The organism is Fictibacillus sp. 23RED33 (genome assembly GCF_015903925.1).
Taxonomy (GTDB): Bacteria; Bacillota; Bacilli; order Bacillales; family Fictibacillaceae; genus Fictibacillus; species Fictibacillus phosphorivorans.
Map to the genome: position 1 here is coordinate 871654 of NZ_JACZDX010000001.1, position 18205 is coordinate 889858.

The 18205-nt window shown below is 37.9% G+C and carries 19 protein-coding genes and 1 other annotated feature; of the genes, 12 read left to right on the forward strand and 7 right to left on the reverse strand.

The window, feature by feature from the left end:
* Window positions 1-32 precede the first annotated feature (32 nt).
* Window positions 33-335 carry a YppG family protein gene (locus IHV09_RS04585; protein WP_197127520.1) on the reverse strand — a complete coding sequence of 101 codons (303 nt, stop codon included), beginning with the start codon at window positions 333-335 and terminating at the stop codon, window positions 33-35.
* A gap of 280 nt (window positions 336-615) precedes the next feature.
* On the opposite strand from IHV09_RS04585, the gene IHV09_RS04590 reads away from it, so the two are divergent.
* From IHV09_RS04590 to IHV09_RS04600, 3 genes are all read left to right on the forward strand, one after another.
* Window positions 616-1548 carry a beta-ketoacyl-ACP synthase III gene (locus IHV09_RS04590; RefSeq protein ID WP_197263737.1) on the forward strand — a complete coding sequence of 311 codons (933 nt, stop codon included), beginning with the start codon at window positions 616-618 and terminating at the stop codon, window positions 1546-1548.
* Window positions 1549-1592: 44 nt separating this feature from the next.
* Window positions 1593-2831, forward strand: a complete 1239-nt coding sequence (gene fabF / locus IHV09_RS04595; RefSeq protein ID WP_197263738.1) for a beta-ketoacyl-ACP synthase II — start codon at window positions 1593-1595, stop codon at window positions 2829-2831.
* A 137-nt stretch (window positions 2832-2968) separates the two neighbouring features.
* Window positions 2969-3715, forward strand: a complete 747-nt coding sequence (locus tag IHV09_RS04600; RefSeq protein ID WP_197127522.1) for a YjbA family protein — start codon at window positions 2969-2971, stop codon at window positions 3713-3715.
* Window positions 3716-3818: 103 nt separating this feature from the next.
* Here the strand turns inward: IHV09_RS04600 and trpS are convergent, their stop codons facing one another.
* Complete coding sequence (trpS, locus tag IHV09_RS04605; protein WP_197191277.1) at window positions 3819-4808, reverse strand: tryptophan--tRNA ligase; 990 nt, start codon at window positions 4806-4808, stop codon at window positions 3819-3821.
* Window positions 4809-4866: 58 nt separating this feature from the next.
* Window positions 4867-5117, reverse strand: a binding site (T-box leader).
* 26 nt (window positions 5118-5143) lie between these two features.
* Window positions 5144-5515 (reverse strand): DUF3899 domain-containing protein, encoded by a 372-nt coding sequence (locus tag IHV09_RS04610; protein WP_197263739.1) that lies wholly within the window; start codon window positions 5513-5515, stop codon window positions 5144-5146.
* 431 nt (window positions 5516-5946) lie between these two features.
* Between IHV09_RS04610 and IHV09_RS04615 the strand changes: the two genes are divergently transcribed.
* The 6 genes from IHV09_RS04615 (at window position 5947) to IHV09_RS04640 (ending at window position 12838) form a co-directional block, all read left to right on the forward strand.
* The gene (locus IHV09_RS04615; RefSeq protein WP_197222514.1) at window positions 5947-7632 is read left to right on the forward strand and encodes a peptide ABC transporter substrate-binding protein; all 1686 of its coding nucleotides are present in this window, start codon (window positions 5947-5949) and stop codon (window positions 7630-7632) included.
* A 239-nt stretch (window positions 7633-7871) separates the two neighbouring features.
* Window positions 7872-8801: an oligopeptide ABC transporter permease gene (gene opp3b / locus IHV09_RS04620; RefSeq protein ID WP_197222515.1), complete on the forward strand. Its 930-nt coding sequence runs from the start codon at window positions 7872-7874 to the stop codon at window positions 8799-8801.
* A complete protein-coding gene (opp3C, locus tag IHV09_RS04625) occupies window positions 8801-9823 on the forward strand; it encodes an oligopeptide ABC transporter permease (protein ID WP_197191273.1) in 1023 nt (340 codons plus the stop codon). The genes opp3b and opp3C overlap by 1 nt, the downstream gene beginning before the upstream one ends.
* Before the next feature lie 15 nt (window positions 9824-9838).
* Window positions 9839-10858 (forward strand): ABC transporter ATP-binding protein, encoded by a 1020-nt coding sequence (locus IHV09_RS04630; protein ID WP_197263740.1) that lies wholly within the window; start codon window positions 9839-9841, stop codon window positions 10856-10858.
* The gene (locus tag IHV09_RS04635) at window positions 10858-11856 is read left to right on the forward strand and encodes an ABC transporter ATP-binding protein (RefSeq protein ID WP_197127529.1); all 999 of its coding nucleotides are present in this window, start codon (window positions 10858-10860) and stop codon (window positions 11854-11856) included. Before IHV09_RS04630 ends, IHV09_RS04635 begins: the two co-directional genes overlap by 1 nt.
* Window positions 11857-11986: 130 nt before the next feature.
* Complete coding sequence (locus tag IHV09_RS04640; RefSeq protein WP_197127530.1) at window positions 11987-12838, forward strand: DegV family protein; 852 nt, start codon at window positions 11987-11989, stop codon at window positions 12836-12838.
* A gap of 39 nt (window positions 12839-12877) precedes the next feature.
* On the opposite strand, the gene IHV09_RS04645 is transcribed toward IHV09_RS04640, so the two are convergent.
* The 3 genes from IHV09_RS04645 to IHV09_RS04655 form a co-directional block, all read right to left on the reverse strand.
* A complete protein-coding gene (locus IHV09_RS04645; RefSeq protein WP_197191271.1) occupies window positions 12878-13417 on the reverse strand; it encodes an HD domain-containing protein in 540 nt (179 codons plus the stop codon).
* A 129-nt stretch (window positions 13418-13546) separates the two neighbouring features.
* A complete protein-coding gene (locus IHV09_RS04650; RefSeq protein WP_197263741.1) occupies window positions 13547-15307 on the reverse strand; it encodes a UbiD family decarboxylase in 1761 nt (586 codons plus the stop codon).
* A gap of 95 nt (window positions 15308-15402) precedes the next feature.
* On the reverse strand, window positions 15403-15582 hold the full coding sequence (locus tag IHV09_RS04655) for a hypothetical protein (RefSeq protein WP_144701128.1): 180 nt from the start codon (window positions 15580-15582) through the stop codon (window positions 15403-15405).
* A 130-nt stretch (window positions 15583-15712) separates the two neighbouring features.
* On the opposite strand from IHV09_RS04655, the gene IHV09_RS04660 reads away from it, so the two are divergent.
* From IHV09_RS04660 to spxA, 3 genes are all read left to right on the forward strand, one after another.
* Entirely contained in the window at window positions 15713-16327 is a 615-nt protein-coding gene (locus tag IHV09_RS04660; RefSeq protein ID WP_197191269.1) for a GNAT family N-acetyltransferase, read from the forward strand.
* A gap of 34 nt (window positions 16328-16361) precedes the next feature.
* Window positions 16362-16496, forward strand: a complete 135-nt coding sequence (locus tag IHV09_RS22605; RefSeq protein ID WP_255520066.1) for a hypothetical protein — start codon at window positions 16362-16364, stop codon at window positions 16494-16496.
* Between the two features lie 381 nt (window positions 16497-16877).
* Window positions 16878-17276: a transcriptional regulator SpxA gene (gene spxA, locus IHV09_RS04665; protein ID WP_066245987.1), complete on the forward strand. Its 399-nt coding sequence runs from the start codon at window positions 16878-16880 to the stop codon at window positions 17274-17276.
* Between the two features lie 93 nt (window positions 17277-17369).
* On the opposite strand, the gene IHV09_RS04670 is transcribed toward spxA, so the two are convergent.
* Complete coding sequence (locus tag IHV09_RS04670) at window positions 17370-18038, reverse strand: TerC family protein (protein WP_197191268.1); 669 nt, start codon at window positions 18036-18038, stop codon at window positions 17370-17372.
* Between the last annotated feature and the right edge of the window lie 167 nt (window positions 18039-18205).

The window sequence follows — 18205 nt, forward strand, 5'->3', positions numbered from 1 at the left end:
AAGAAAAGCCAACCAGCTCGGGTTGGCTTTTTTTACTTCTTCTTAAACGCAGAAAAGATAGGTGAGATCTGTTGTGCGACTTTTACTGATTGGTCGATAACAGCAAAAATTTTATTATAGTCTAGAGAACCTTCCTGCGTTCGAAAAGAATGTAGAAATGGTCGAGGCATCGGTTGATGAAAAGGTGGTGCCGGCATGCCTCTGAATCCAGGGCCGCCAAAATGTTGAGGTGGTGGAAACCCTTGCTGCATATGCTGCTGGTTTTGGCCCATTGGAAAACGTCCAGGAAACTGCGGAGGATACATTGGTTGCTGTCTAGCTTGAGGATTATGCATGTTGAACCACTCCTAATATCAATTTCACTAAACTTACATTTTTCTTCCATACAGGATATGCCCTACGGCTTATATTGGTGAAAAGAAAAGAACTTTAACTAGACAAAATATAAGAGATATCATAAAATTAGTACCAGGTCATAATATTTGATTATAAAGATTCTACAATTACTTATTTCCTTTTAGGAAGTACTAAATTGAAGTTGCAAGTTGCTCACCTAAACAGGAGCGATGGAAAAGATTTTCATTGAAAATAAACTAAAGCCAAAGGGGTAATGTTATGAATGCAGGAATCATAGGGATGGGAAGTTATATCCCTGAAAAAATTCTAGCGAACTCCGACCTGGAAAAGATGGTTGATACAAGTGACGAGTGGATTCGAACTCGAACAGGGATCGTAGAACGCAGAATTGCAGACGAATCGGTAAAAACGTCTCATATGGCTAGATATGCAGCGGAAGAAGCGATAAAAGATGCTGGCATCTCTGCAGAAGAAATTGATCTTATCGTGGTCGCAACCGTTACACCAGACAATCCATTCCCATCAGTAGCATGCCAATTACAAGAATCACTAGGTGCGAAGAACGCCGTAGGTATGGATGTAAGTGCAGCTTGTGCAGGATTTATTTATGGTTTGGTGGTAGGAAAGCAATTTATTGAAACGGGAACATATAAAAATGTTCTAGTCATTGGTGCTGAAAAGCTATCTAAGATAACAGATTGGAAAGATCGTAATACAGCTGTGCTTTTCGGAGACGGAGCTGGAGCGGCTATCCTTTCAAATGTTAGTGAAGGTAGAGGCATCCTTTCATTTGAGCTTGGTTCAGACGGAACAGGAGCAAAACATTTGTACCAAGACGAATTTATCCATATGAATGGCAGAGAAGTTTTTAAATTTGCTGTGCGTCAGATGGGTGAGACTTCATTAAATGTTGTTCATAAAGCAGGTTTGACGAAAGAAGACGTTGATTTCTTAATTCCGCATCAAGCGAATATAAGAATCATGGAAGCTTCACGAGAACGTTTAGAGCTTCCGAAAGAAAAAATGGTCATGACGATTGACAAGTTTGGTAATACATCATCTGCTTCAATACCAATGGCATTAAAAGAAGCCCTGAAAGATGGTAGAATAAAAGAAGATCATACAATCGTACTTGTTGGATTTGGTGGAGGACTTACCTGGGGTGCTGTTGCGCTTCGTTGGGGACGATAAATCATCAATTACAACAATGTGTACAAAGGAGAGTTGGTTTTACAATGAAAAAGAGAGTAGTCGTAACCGGTCTAGGAGCCGTAACACCTCTTGGAAACAGCGTAGAAGAAACATGGAAAAAGATTGTTGAAGGTCAAAGTGGTGTAGGTCCACTTACAAGAAGAGATAAAGAAAAGTTTCCGGTTAAAGTTGCTGCAGAAGCAACAGAATTTAATCCGGAAGAATTTATGGATAAAAGAGAAGCGCGCCGTATGGATCGTTTTACGCAGTTTGCGGTAGCAGCATCTATTATGGCTGTTAAAGATGCGAATTTAGATATCACGGAAGAAATTGCACCTCGCGTAGGAGTATGGATTGGTTCTGGTATTGGTGGAATGGATACTCATGAAGAACAATTCCGTATTTTTGAAGCAAAAGGTGTAAGACGCGTTAGTCCATTTTTCGTACCGATGATGATTCCGGATATGGCATCTGGTCAAGTTTCAATTACAATTGGTGCTAAAGGTATGAACTCATGTACCGTAACGGCTTGTGCATCAGGTGCAAACTCAATCGGAGATGCATTCAAAGTGATCCAGCGCGGAGATGCAGATGTAATGGTTACAGGTGGAACAGAAGCACCGATCACAGACATGGCACTAGCAGGATTCTGCCAAGCAGGAGCACTATCAACGAATCCAGATCCAAAAACAGCTAGCCGTCCGTTCGATAAAGACAGAACTGGATTTATCATCGGTGAAGGAGCTGGGATTCTAGTTCTAGAAGAATACGAATTTGCGAAAAAACGCGGAGCTAAAATTTACGCAGAAATCGTAGGGTACGGAGCTACAGGTGATGCTTATCATATCACTCAACCTGCTCCAGGCGGTGAAGGCGGAGCACGTGCCATGAGACAAGCTGTTGAAGATAGCGGTCTAGCTCCAGAAGAAATCTCTTACATTAACGCGCATGGTACAAGTACGGATTACAACGATAAGTTTGAAACAGCTGCCATTAAAGCTGTGTTTAACGAGCATGCTTATAAGATTCCGGTCAGCTCTACAAAATCAATGACAGGCCACTTATTAGGAGCTGCAGGTGGAATTGAAGCAATCTTCTCTGTAAAAGCGATTCAGGAAAGTATTCTTCCTCCAACAATTAACTATGAAACACCAGATGAAGAGTGCGATCTAGATTATGTTCCAAATACGGCAAGACAGGCAGAAGTGAAAGCTGTTCTTAGTAACTCACTAGGTTTCGGTGGACATAATGCATCATTAGTCTTTAAAAAAATAGAAGAATAATTCGTTGTCAAACCCCGTTTTCTTTTGAAAGCGGGGTTTTGCATACTTCGAGTTAATTACCTTTATTTAGAATAAAAAGGACAACCTCTGACTATACTGATTTTAAATACAAATCGGCAAAGAAGTGAGGGGTACAGATGTTATATTTACGTGATGTTTGGGTCAACTGGTTTGAAGGAGAAGAGAACGGCTATAACGTTTGTGAGTTTCATGAATGGAGAAAAGACGACTATATTGAATTATTGGATCAAGTACCCATTATTAAAATAGAATCCACACTCTTTCATTATATCGAGAATGATTTGAATGATCTGCCGGATTCCCTACTTGAAGAGGTGCACCAGAAAGCTTACGTTAGAAAGAACAACCAACGGGTGCAACTCGAACATTGCTTTATCATCACGGATGAAAAGAAATCTCTCATCATAGATACGATGGGTTATAGAATACCAATCCGTAAGAGCAGACTCATACCAAGACAAGAACAGCTAGTATTTGAGATGGCAGAGCAGACGGAGACAAACGTCTATACGTTCAGTGAAAAGCAGTTAAGTAAGGAATATCACATCCTATCTCCGAATCCAGACAGCATGCGAGGCTTAACGCGCAAAGAGAGACAATTGAAGCAACTCTTATTCATGGCTTTAGATCAGCTTCATTCAACAAAAAATGTCGCTGAGATGAGATATTGGTGTACAGAGTGGATGCCAGAGCAATATGGAAGAATTCAGCGGATGGATTTTGACGAAGCATGGGATGCGTTATACTGTGAATTAAAAAGCGGATGGTCCAAACAACATGTGGATATGTGTGAGAGGCTAGTAAAAGGACAACCGTATTTTGAAAAGATCTGGGAGCTTGAGAACGGTACACAAGTGAACTAGGTATCGTTTCTAAAATAAGAAAAACCAGCAGTTGATCAAAAAATCAGTTCTGCTGGTTTTTTTGTGTGTTCAATTTTTTATAGAGTTCGAAAAATCGATAAAATTAAACACGTTTACGAGCTAATCCCATTGCTCGCTCCGCTTTGTTCAACGTTTTATTCGCCACACGATTAGCTTTTTCTGCACCAGAATCAAGAATGTCATCTAATTCAGTCGATGCTAAATATTCTTTATAACGTTCTTGGATAGGTTTAAGAGCGTTAATGACAGCTTCTGCCACACCTTGTTTAAAGTCACCATACCCTTTGCCCTCATACTTTTCTACGAGCGATTTGATGCTTTCTCCTGATAACTGTGAATAGATCGTTAATAGGTTAGAAATGCCTGGCTTATTTTCTTTGTCATAAGCAACTACACCTTCTGAGTCAGTAGTAGCACGCTTAATTTTCTTTAAGATTACAGATTCGTCATCAAGCATAGAGATAAATGAATTTTGATTAGGATCAGACTTGCTCATCTTTTTCTCAGGATCCACAAGTGACATGATTCTTGCACCTTCCGAAGCAATACGAGGCTCTGGAACCACAAAGACTTCACGATACTTCTTATTAAAGCGTTCAGCGATATCTCGAGTTAACTCAAGATGCTGCTTTTGATCATCTCCAACTGGAACGATACTCGTGTTATAAAGAAGTATATCTGCTGCCATAAGAGGAGGATACGTTAATAATCCTGCAGAAACAGCTTCTTTTCCAGTTGATTTATCTTTGAACTGTGTCATGCGCTCTAATTCACCAATATACGTAACACATTGCATCATCCATCCCATCTTCGTATGAGCTGGAACTTCAGATTGAATGAAAATTGTCGATTTTTCAGGATCGATTCCTGCTGCTAAATACAAAGCAGCTAAATTTCTGCTGTTTTTTTTCAATTCAACAGGATCTTGTGCCACCGTAATGGCGTGCTGGTTAACCACGCAGAAATAACATTCGTGTTCATTTTGAAGTTCAACAAAATGCCTCATCGCTCCAATGTAGTTACCGATCGTTAAATTTCCGCTCGGCTGAATGCCTGAGAAGATTACAGACATGATTCATCTCTCCTTTGTTTTTAAAAATCAATATAAAAAGGCCCACTCGTCGCCTCATGCAAGGGACGAATGGACCGCGGTGCCACCCTTATAATTTTCATACATACCGAAAATCACTTTGACACGTACAGGTAAAGTACCGATACGCTGTCCATTATATCGTGCGGACATCTACACGCCTGAGCCTACTAGTAAGGTTCGGTCAGAATGCTCAAAAGCCCATTCCATCATGATTCACTACCTGTTCTCACCAACCACAGGCTCTCTGAGAGCTTCACATCATGTACTCTTCTTTCTCATCGCATATAACATTTATTTTTTGTAGTATACACAAATTATAGAAGATATGCAACGGCAATCGTGATGAAAGTTAAAAGAAGTCCACTGTATAAAAACGACTTCATATATGAGACATTTATTCGCTCTGATACTTGAAAGTTTGTCTTAAATGAAACCACATCATCGATCTCTGGATGTCTAGATAATGATCGAGCCACTTTTTTAAAGCTGTACGTTATAAAATCAAAGAATCCACCTTTTGCTACGTATAAAGCAATGCCAATAAGCGCAATCGACAATGAAAAATAAAATAAAGTATTTACGTATTTTTCTAGGGTAAAAGGTCCGGAAGATATCAAACTAACGCCAAATGCTATCACGACAGGGAACGCTGATATGATCAGGATTCTTTTAAAAAGTATGTTCATCTGTAGAAGCCTCCATCTAGTAAGAATTACACCATAAACATAAAGAAATGTACCATATTTTTTAAATTATACCGTCAGACTTTACTCCCATTGTAACAAATGAAATATAAAAATGACGAATTATCTTACAAAGTGAAGCATGTCTTATCCTCACAAAAAATCGAGAATGTAATATTCATGCTAGTTTACACATAATTTTGGTAAAATTTGTAGAATTATCAGAAAATAAACCCTGTTTGGTAATAGGTATATATACCTATTTTTTGTTAAGGAAAAGTAAATATAATGGGCTTTTTGTAAAACTCTTAAAAAAAATAAATGCACAATTGTTTGAAAACTTGTATAATCGAACTTGTAGATGAAAATGTCTGATAATTCTTGATGCTTTTATCTGCTAACAATTTAACAGGATAAAAAGGGGAGGTCGACTCATGAAGAAGTCAAAATGGTCATTGCTTCTTACATTAGTACTTGTACTAAGCATGTTCTTAGCTGCATGTAGTGGCGGAGACAAAGAAAAGGCAAGCGATTCTAAAGGCGGCGAAGGCGAGAAAGCAACTGAAAAGCCAAATGAGCCACAAGTACTTAATCTAGTTGATTCTGGAGAAATTCCTTCAATGGACTCTTCACAAGCAACTGACGCAGTTTCATTCGAAGTAATGAACAACGTATTTGAAGGTTTATACCGTCTTGACAAAGACAACCAACCAACTGAAGGTGTAGCTGCAAGTCATGAAGTTAGTGAAGACGGAACAGTATACACGTTTAAATTAAACCCAGACGCTAAATGGAGCGATGGATCTCAAGTAGTTGCGAAAGATTTCGTTTACGCTTGGCAAAAAGCATTACACCCAGATACACTTTCTGAGTATGCTTATATCATGGGACCTGTAAAGAATGCTAACGCAATCCAAACTGAGGGTGACCCATTATACGGTAAAGTTGAAGAGCTAGGTGTTAAAGCAGTTGATGACACTACTCTTGAAGTAACATTAGAAGCTCCAGCTCCGTATTTCCTAGGACTAACTGGATTTGCAACGTTCTACCCACAAAAAGAAGAATATGTTAAATCTCAAGGAGATAAGTTCTCTCTTGAAGCTAATACAATGATCTACAACGGACCTTTCGTTCTTTCTGAGTGGAAGCATAACGAAGGATGGCAGTACAAGAAAAACAATGAATATTGGGACAAAGACACGGTTAAGCTTGACGAAATCAACGTGAAAATCGTTAAAGACGTAGCTACTGGTGTTAACTTATATGAAACAGGTCAAGTGGACTCTGTTGGTTTGAACTCTGAGTTTGTTGATCAGTTCGCAGGCAACGAAGATTTAACTAAACGTGGAGAAGCAACAGTATTCTTCCTTCGTATCAACCAAAAGAAAGAAGAACTTAAAAACGTAAACATCCGTAAGGCGATTGATATGGCTTACGATAAAAAATCATTAGTTGATGTGTTACTTAACAATGGATCTACGCCAGCATACTACCTAGTTCCTGGTGAGTTCACGTTCAGCCCTGAAGGAAACGAAGATTTCCGTAAAACAAACGGAGACTTTGGTAAATTCGATCCTAAAGAAGCGAAAAAACTTTGGGAAAAAGGACTTGAAGAAATCGGTAAGAAAGAAGTTTCAATTGAATTCTTAAACTACGATTCTGACGGTGCTAAGAAAGATGGAGAATACATTAAGAACCAATTAGAAAAAAATCTACCTGGTTTGAAAGTTTCTATTAAAGCACAACCATTCAAGCAAAAGCTTGAGTTAGAGTCTAACGGAGAATATGATATTTCTTATGCTGGTTGGGGTCCTGACTATCAAGATCCAATGACTTTCATCGATATGTTCGTAACTGGTGGAGCTCATAACCAAATGGAATACTCTAATCCTAAGTATGATGAGTTAGTAAACGGAGCGAAAAAAGAAACTGACGTTAACAAGCGTTGGGAAATGATGCTTGAAGCTGAGAAAGTATTATTTGAAGATCAAGCAATCTCTCCTATTTACCAAAGAGGTCTAACTGGTCTACGTAAACCTTACGTTAAAGGTATTGTACACCACTTATTCGGTGCAGATACTTCTTACAAGTGGATGTATATCGAAGGTAAGCAACAATAATTAGTTCTATTGTAAAATAGTAAATAGTTTTTCTCAGGAGAGTACATGTGTTCCTGACATGTACTCTCTTTTTTGCCATGAAAAGGACAGATGGAAATTTTTATTAATCAAAAAAGAAATCAGAAAATGTCGAAAAAAGAATATTTTCTATTGATATAAAATATTTTGTCCCTTAAGATAGATATTACAGAAAGATTTCAAAATATTAAGGCTTGAAACATTTGGGGGAGGTGTTTGTAATGTTGCGTTATATTACACAGCGAGTATTATACATGTTTTTGACGATGCTGATCATTGCAACGATTACATTCTTTTTAATGAAGTTGTTACCGGGTTCTCCATTTAACAACCAAGACAAGTTAACGGAAACTCAAAGGTACGCATTAAATGAAAAATACGGGTTAAATGACCCGGTGCCTGTTCAATATATAAATTATCTAGGGAAATTGGCACAGGGTGATTTAGGGTATACGTTTCAATTCGATGGACGTACCGTTAATTCATTAATCGTTAATGGTATGGGACCATCAGCAACTGTCGGTTTTGAGGCTCTAGTTTTCGGTACTCTTGTAGGACTACTATTAGGTATCATTGCTGCATTGAGACATAATACGTTTCTTGATTATGGGGCTATGGTCATAGCGGTTCTAGGTATTGCTATTCCCTCATTCGTATTTGCAGGACTATTGCAATACTTTGTGGGAGTAAAACTTCAGTGGCTGCCAGTAGCCTTTTGGAACGGACCTGAGTACCACATATTACCAGCTTTCTCTTTATCCGTAGGAGTTATTGCGACAGTAGCTCGTTTTATGCGTACTGAAATGCTTGAAATTCTAGGAACAGATTATATCTTAATGGCAAGATCTAAGGGAGTTAGTAGAAAGGCAGTAATCTTTAAGCACTGTGTAAGAAATAGTTTGATTCCAATTATTACGATACTAGGCCCTATGGCTATGGCCCTCATAACAGGTTCCCTAGTAATTGAAAATATTTTCTCCATCCCTGGAATTGGAGAACAGTTCGTAAAAGCAATTACGGTTAATGACTATCCGGTTATTATGGGTACAACATTATTCTTTAGCTTTTTAATTGTTGTAATCATATTAGTAGTAGATATTTTATACGGAATCATCGACCCTCGTATTCGTGTAGCAGGAGGTAAATCATAATGAGTATGTCAGAACGTAAACTAACACCTGATTTATTCCGCCCAGCTAATCTTGATTCGAATAAAGCAGAAGAGATATTAAAACCAAGTTTAAGCTTTTGGCAAGATGCGTTTAGACGTTTGAAAAAGAATAAGGGCGCAATGTTAGGGTTATTCGCAATCGTGTTTATCATAATCTTTTCATTTGTTGCTCCCGTGTTAAGTAAGTATGGGATTGACGATCAGGAATTAATGAGGTCAAATTTACCTCCTAAAATTCCTGGACTTGAAAAAATAGAATTTTTAGGATTAAACGGAGTAGACATTCGTGATGTAAACCAATATGAAATGAAGAATGTTCCTAAAGGTGATTACTTTTGGTTCGGAACTGATAGCCTTGGACGTGACCAATGGACACGAGTATGGAAAGGTACTCAGATTTCACTTTACATCGCATTTCTTGCAGCTGCAATCGATTTGATTGTTGGTGTAACATACGGCGGGGTTTCTGCTTTTTATGGTGGAAGAACAGATGATATCATGCAACGTATAGTTGAAATACTAATTGGTATACCACAACTAGTTGTCGTTATCTTATTCATTATCATTCTTGATCCTGGAATACTCTCAATAACACTTGCACTCGTAATTACAGGTTGGATCGGGATGTCACGTATAGTCCGTGCACAAGTCATTTCATTGAAAAATCGTGAATTCGTTTTAGCATCTAAGACTTTAGGTTCTGCAAACGGACGATTAATCTCTAAACACTTGTTGCCAAATACGTTAGGTGCAATAATTGTTGCAAGTACATTTACTATTCCTGGAGCAATATTCTCTGAAGCATTCTTAAGTTTTATCGGTTTAGGAATTCAGCCGCCAACGGCATCGCTTGGATCATTAATATCAGATGGATTTAAATCAATTCGAATCTATCCGCATTTGGCGATTTTTCCTGCATCAGTAATGTGTATCTTGATGATCAGCTTTAACCTTCTTGGTGATGGTCTTCGTGACGCACTTGATCCTAAAATGAGAAAATAGGAAGGGGATTATAAAATGGAAAAACTATTAGAGTTAGATAATGTTCATGTCTCCTTCCAAACGTATGGGGGAGAAGTTAAGGCTGTTCGTGGCGTTAGCTTTACATTAGATAAAGGTGAATCACTTGCTATCGTTGGTGAGTCTGGTTCTGGAAAGTCAGTAACTTCGAAATCAATCATGAGACTTTTACCAAATAAAATTGGTTCGATCAAGCAAGGATCGATTAAGTTTCAAGGAAAAGACCTGGCAAAAGCATCAGAGCGTGAGATGGAAAAAATTCGTGGTGCTGAAATTTCAATGATCTTCCAAGATCCAATGACATCTCTAAATCCGACGATGACAATCGGGAAACAAATCATGGAAGGTCTTCGTAAGCACCAAAACATGAGCAAGAGTGAAGCAAAAGAAAGATCTGTTAATCTTTTGAAACTTGTTGGTATTCCTAATCCTGAGCTTCGTGTGGAAGAGTATCCACACCAATTTTCAGGTGGAATGCGTCAACGTGTAGTTATCGCCATAGCTCTAGCTTGTAACCCGAAAGTATTAATTGCGGATGAACCTACAACAGCGCTAGATGTTACTATTCAAGCTCAGATTCTTGACTTAATGCGTGATCTACAAGATAAAACAGGTACAGCGATTATCTTGATCACACATGATCTTGGAGTTGTAGCTAACTTAGCTCAACGTGTAGCTGTAATGTACGGTGGTATGATCGTTGAGACTGGAACAGTTGATGAAATCTTTTATAAGCCGAAACACCCGTACACTTGGGGATTATTGGCTTCAATGCCGAAGATAAATGCAGAATCAAAAGAACTTTTAGCGATTCCAGGAACACCGCCTGATCTAATGAATCCTCCAAAGGGATGTCCGTTTGCAGCGCGTTGTCCATATGCAATGGAAGTTTGTTTGGAGAATATGCCTGTAGCTACAGATGTATCTTCTTCTCACAAAGCAGCTTGCTGGTTATTAGATGAGCGAGCGCCAAAAGTTGAACCGCCGGAAGAGGCATTAGTTGGGGGTGCTCGATAATGGCAGTAGTAGAAAGAGAAAAATTATTAGAAGTAAAAAATCTTAAAAAGTATTTCCCTGCTGGAAAAAAGGGCGTACTAAAAGCTGTAGATGATGTTTCCTTTGATATTTATAAAGGAGAAACACTTGGACTTGTAGGTGAGTCAGGTTGCGGTAAATCTACAACTGGACGTACAATTATTCGTCTATATGATGCTACTGATGGTGAAGTTTTTTACGAGGGCGATGATGTTCATGATAAAAAGTCTCGTTCTGAACTAAAGAAATTTAACCGCAAAATGCAAATGATCTTCCAAGATCCATACGCTTCTCTCAATCCGCGTATGACGGTTAAGGATATTATTGCTGAAGGTATCGATATCCACGGATTGGCGAAAACAAAGAAAGACCGTGAAAATCGAGTTTATGAACTACTTGAAACAGTAGGATTAAACAAAGAACACGCAAACCGCTACCCGCATGAATTCTCAGGTGGACAGCGTCAACGTATCGGAATTGCTCGTGCACTGGCCGTAGATCCGGACTTTATTATTGCCGATGAGCCGATTTCAGCTCTAGATGTATCCATTCAAGCGCAAGTTGTTAACTTAATGATGGAACTGCAAAAAGAACGTGGACTTACTTACCTATTTATTGCCCATGATCTATCTATGGTTAAACATATTTCTGATCGTGTAGGTGTAATGTACCTAGGTAATATCGTAGAGCTTACAACAAGTGATGAGCTTTATGAAGAGCCGCTTCACCCGTATACACAAGCTCTTTTATCAGCAATTCCAGTTCCGGATCCTGAACTTGAAAGAAGCCGTGAACGTATCATCTTAGAGGGAGATGTTCCGAGTCCGATCAATCCTCCAAGTGGCTGCCGTTTCCGTACTCGTTGCCCACATGCAATGGATGTGTGTGCAGCAGTTAAACCTAAATGGCAAGAAGCTAGAGAAGGTCATTGGGTAGCATGTCACCTTTATGATGAAGAAGCTGTAAAGCAACAGAATTAACACATTTAAAACGATCTCCTATAATACAGGAGGTCGTTTTTATGTTAAACTAATAGAAGTGTGTAAAGCGTATACAATGCTTTATACATCCCTAATAATTGAACGAGAAGCAGAAATGGGGTAGAACAATATGAACCTTAGTTTTATAGTAGATAGCGCAAGTGACCTTAAAATAGATCTTGAGAAACTGGATTACTCGTTAACCGTTGTACCATTGAATGTACAATTTGGAGAAGACCATTATTTAGATGGCGTGAATATTACTGAAGATGAATTTTATAAACGTATGAGTATGGAACCAGAATTACCAAAAACAAGTCAGCCCTCTCCACAATCTTTTTATGAAGCCTTTCAAAAAGAAGTGGATAAAGGCCATGATGTACTATACATCGGCATCTCATCTAACTTAAGTGGAACGGTTCAAAGTGCTACGATCGGTAAGAGCATGTTAACTGAAGAAGAACAAGAAAAAGTGATCATTCTAGATTCCGGTATCGCTTCAGGTGGTGTGCAAATTTTACTAAATGAAGCAATTGAATTAGCACGTGAAGGAAAAGCTTTAACTGAAATCGTGAGTAACTTAGAGAAGACGAAGTCGGGCATTAAAGCGTATGTACTGCTTGAAACGTTAGAAAACTTGAAAAAAGGTGGAAGAATATCTGCTGTTCAAGGTGCTATAGCAGGAATGCTAAATATTAAACCGATGATATCAATCATTGATGGTGTTGTTGAAACGATTGGGAAGTTTAGAGGAAGTAAGAAGGGTCTTTCTAAGATGAAAGAATACATCACTGAATGGAAAGCAGAAAATCCTGAGAAAACACTTTACCTCATTCATAGTTTTCCTTCTACTGATGAAGTGATAAAGGAATTTGAAGAATTATTCTCATTATCTAGTTTCCCAAAAGTGATCTATACTCGATTTGGAAGCACGATCGGAACGTATTCGAGTGAAAAAGCCATTGGATTTGTAGCTTATTAAAAAAATAGGTAGAAATGTTAAAAACACTCTTTTCCTTTCTTAGGAAACAGAGTGTTTTACTTTTTCTTCTTCATGATATTCATCTACCATTTCATCTAATTTTTTGATCATGGTTATAGCTTTCATATCACTAATCGTACGATAGTGGTGGCTTCCGCCTGGTTCTTCATCTGCTTCGTCAGCTAAAGCAACAACTTTTTGCAACGGATTAAGGTTTAGCGAGCCAGCAGGGAGATAAGAATCGGTGTGCAGTAAAATGGCAAGAGCAATTTCCTTTGCATTTTTACGGTCTTCACCTAAAGATACTAATATACGATGTGCGCGTTCTGCACCTTTAATCGCATGAATATCATTTTCTTTGTACATGTCATAGTCCCAATGACCATTCTTATACCATGTATAGTGACCGATATCATGAAGAAAAGCAGCCTTTGTCGCTAAATCAGGATTCACACCATATTTTTGAGACAAACGGTATGCATGATAAGCTGTTGAGATGGCATGAACCATTCCTGACCGCTTTACATATTTTTGAACATGAGGATGATTATATAGATCAAGTAAGCTAATATTTCGCATATGATTTCTCCTTTCTCTAAAAATGTATATTGTTATATACAATAACACCATTTGGACAATTTATCAACTAAAACAACCAAAAGAAGAAGCGAAATCGCTTCTTCTTTTGTTGCTAAGCTATAGAGAGGATTACTTTTTAAAGTACTCATCCCAACGATCTGTCACTAATTTATCAATATCTTCACGAGTTTCAACCACATCAGGATAGAATGGCTTCATTCGCGCATCAATAATAATTGTACCTTCATATTTAATACGATTTCTGTCTATCGTGCTTTTTGCATAAACATCATAAGCTGGATCAAATCGTGTAAAGGTTGTCCATAAGAATTCAGCCTGCGTTGCAGCAATGGATGCATCATCTACAAGGAAAACTAATGGCCAGTCTTTGAAAGAATCGTGACTATTAACAAGTAGTTTTTCTGCAAAGTCTGGTGCTTCTTCAAACGATGGTCCACTTACCGTTAAACAGCCACCACAAAATACGCCTACGTCATCGATGCCTGAAATAGTTCCACCTTCATAGGTGCGTTTTAGTTCCCGCACAGGTTCTCCTAGCCCCGTCATAATTGCTTTTGAACCTGTATTGAACTTACGGCCGGTATAATCAAGAGTATCCATAGAAGTATCATGGATAATTAAGAGATCGCGTTCAGGAAGAAACCTCTCCAGTACCCCTTCTGCAAGTTCTGCAAAATTTTGAAGGTTTACAGGCTTATTTGTTACCATCAAGAATTTTGTAAGTGTTAGTTGTCCTTCACCCATAATACGAAACGCGTGAGCTAAACCTTCTTTATAATAAGATTCGCGCACGACAGCTCCTGCAAGTGCATGAAAGCCTGTTTCTGCATACGTCCAAAGATCTCGTACACCGTTCATAACAACAGGGAATAATGGACTCATCAATCTTTGCAGATATTCTCCGATAAAATAATCTTCTTGTTTTGGTTTTCCAACTACCGTTGCAGGATAGATGGCATCTTTTCGCTTCCACATCTTATCAACATTGAATACTGGAAAATCATGTGCCCATGAATAGTAGCCATAATGATCTCCGAATGGTCCTTCAGGTTCTCGAACATGTGGTGGAACAACTCCTCCAAACGCAAACTCAGCCTCTGCAATTAAAGGATGAGGATGGCCATCAACATGCGCAAGACTTAACTTCTCTCCCATTAACATCGAAGAAAACATAAGTTCAGGAACTGCTTCAGGAAGTGGAGCGATGGCTGAAATCATTAATGAAGGAGGTCCGCCTAGAAACAGTGTAACAGGTAATGCCTCGTTTTTTTGTTCAGCGGCATAATGGTGGAAGCCTCCACCTTTATGAATCTGCCAGTGAATCCCCGTTTTGTTTTTCTCTTTGATCTCAATTCTGTACATACCGAGATTATGCTCATGTTTATCGGGATGTTCCGTATACACGAGTGGCAGAGTTACGAACGGATTACTATCTAAATGCCAGCCAGTTAATGCAGGCAAGTCTTGCATGTTAACATTTGTCGTAAAAGTTTCTAATAAAGGAGCTTTATTTTTTTTCACTGCTTTCGTGCCAAGTGATAATACATCTTTAATCATGCCTTTTTTCTTCCATAAGACAGAAGGGGAGGGAGGCATTAACTCATCGATCGAACCTACTAGTTCTTTTACTAACTGCTCTGGTTTTGGACCAAAAGCCATGTCTACTCGTTTTATTGTTCCAAAAAGATTTGTTACAACAGGAATATTCTTACCTTTAACATTTGTAAACAGAAGAGCTGGTCCTTCTTCTGAGATCACACGTCTATGGATTTCAGGGATTTCTAAATAAGGATCAACTTCTGTATGAATTTCTACAATTTCTTTTTCAGCTCTTAACTGGTTGATGAAAGTTCTAAGGTTTTTATGCATTTGAACACCTCTATTATGTATGCTACCCTTATATTATAAAGTAGTTCGGACTTGAAATGTAAAAAACAACCCAAAATTCACGGGTTGTTCGCATTTTATCTTCTTTTAACAGGTCTCCAGTTTTCTTGAAAAGACTTCGATTTATCCACAAAATGAAAAACTTTTTTACCGCCGAACAATTTTACAGCAATGAATTGGGAGATGCTTCCCATGAGTGCTGTGATTCCAACTACACAAAGTGCCAGCAACGTTAAATCGGTAAAGAATGAAATCAAATGAGGACTCCTCCTTTTCGCAACGAGTTCACCACGTACTTCTTTCTTTATTGTATCTCATGATAACAAAGGAAGAAAGAGGGAAAACTATATAATATCACCAAAAATTTAAGGAGCTGATGGGGAAAAAATGAACTGGTATGAGAAGTTAAATCAATATTTTCCGATTGAAGAGATGAAATCTAAAGAGCATATGGAATTATTATTAGACGAAAAGAGTGACATTTATCACAAAGATGAAGGTCAGTATCACGTATTGATGTATGTTGAATTAGCTGACTTTGTATTTATTGATTATTTATTTGTGTCAAAAGATGCTAGAGGGCAAGGACTCGGTCATAAGCTTATTGAAAAGTTAAAAGAAAAGGGAAAACCAATCATTTTAGAAGTTGAGCCAGTCGATTATGAAGATACGGATACAGAAAAGAGATTGCGATTCTACACGCGTGAAGGATTTGAACATGCCTCTAGCATTGGATATAGAAGACGTTCACTTGCTACGAATGAAGTAAATGAGATGGAGATCCTTTATTGGACACCAACAGAAGAATCTGAAGAAACTATTTATGAAAACATGAAAAAGACGTATAATGAAATACACACGTACAAGGATAGTGAATTGTACGGTAAGTCCTATCAGCCTGCAAGTGAAGTGCTAACTTTAGATACAGAGAATTCAGTACCTAAACCTGAGATCGTTGATGATGAATCATCAGATGCTTCAGGAAAACCTGCTTCCGAGTAATAATATTTTCCTTTTTGAAGGAGGATGAGGCGTTATGAAACAAAAGGACAAAAAGAAAAAAACAAAACGAGAACTATGGAAAGAAATGCTTAAGAAAAATCTTAAGAGATTCAAACCAAGCATTTCTAGAAAAGGCCCTGCTTCACAAGTAAAAAAAACGATCGCATAATGTAGGGCTGTTAGAAGGAAGGTAAACTTTCTTCTAACAGCCCTCATTTTTTTATATGAATGATTAAGTTATTTCTATTTCTACTGAGACTAGTATTAAACTTATCTTAAGTAAACATTCAAAATATTAATTCATAAAACTTATTATTTTTTTATGTTTTATGAAACTTATTCTTGGGTAATACGTCTATATATATGTTGAAACGGAAAAGTTGTGTAGAATATTTGTAGATGTATTACATTTGTATGACAAATTCGTAAAAATGTACAAAAGTCTGTATAACCTCTACCGAAAATGTAAAATGTGTAGTATACTATTAATGATGATTTAATAACTTTTTTAAAGTACCTAAATCAGAGAGAGGGGAAGGAGAGTTCCACTATGGTCACACTATTTACTTCGCCGAGCTGTACATCATGCCGTAAAGCAAAAGCATGGTTAAAAGAGAATGACATTCCTTATCAAGAAAGAAATATCTTTTCAGAACCTTTATCAATAGAAGAAGTTAAACAAATCTTGAGAATGACAGAGGACGGTACTGACGAGATTATTTCTACTCGTTCTAAAACGTTCCAGGAACTTAACATCAATCTCGAATCCATGCCTTTGCAAGACTTATACCAATTGATTGCAGATCATCCTGGATTATTACGCAGACCTATTATCTTGGATGAAAAACGTTTGCAAGTTGGATATAACGAAGACGAAATTCGTCGTTTCTTACCAAGACGTGTACGTACATTTCAGCTTATGGAAGCACAGCGTCTTGTTAATGAATAATAGAAAAACTTCCACTATCTTATAGTGGAAGTTTTTTATTGTTACGTTCCAAAAAAGGAAGTCCGTGCGCTATCGCAAGGACTTCTTTTTTACCTATCTTGTACGTTTCTTTTTAAACGTATTCGTCAGAATTCCTGCAAGAATTACTCCAACAACTAAAAATACGTATAAGCCGTATTTCAGTATATCATTTCCTTCAAATAAAGAATGAATCATCCGCTCTTCTACGATCATTCCTGCTGATGTAAAGGCAAGTACTCCAGCACCAATGTAAATTAAAACAGGGAATCTTTCCATAAAGTGCAATATTATTTTACTTCCCCATATAATAATAGGAACAGATACTAACAGACCGATTACAACCAAAACGATATTCCCATGTGCAGCACCTGCAACGGCTAGTACATTATCAAGACCCATTGCAATATCAGCAAAAACGATGGTTTTTACAGCGTCAGATAAGTTCTTGCCGGCTTTGACATCAAGCTCATCATCTTCTTCTAGGATTAGCTTATAAGCAATAATTAGAAGTAAAATTCCTCCTGCTAAATATAAGAAAGGAATATTTAATAAATAAACAGCTACAATGGTTAGTACTACACGAACAACAATAGCAAGTCCAGTTCCTAAGAAAATAGCTTTATTTCTTTGAGCTTCTGGTAAGTTTCTACTGGCAAGGGCAATTACTATAGCGTTGTCTCCGCCGAGAAGGATATCAATTGCGATGATCTGCAACAGTGATATCAGAAATTCTGTTTCCAAACGTAAACCCCCCGTAAATAATGAAATTTCACTTGTGTTATGGTACAATATGTTAACCTTAAAGACCTTTGAATTATAGTCCAGCTTGACCTGCTCCGTCAAGTTGAGAGCTTGAGATTCATCGCGTGAACAGGTTCAAAAAAGGGCAGTTTATACAGGCCTTTTTT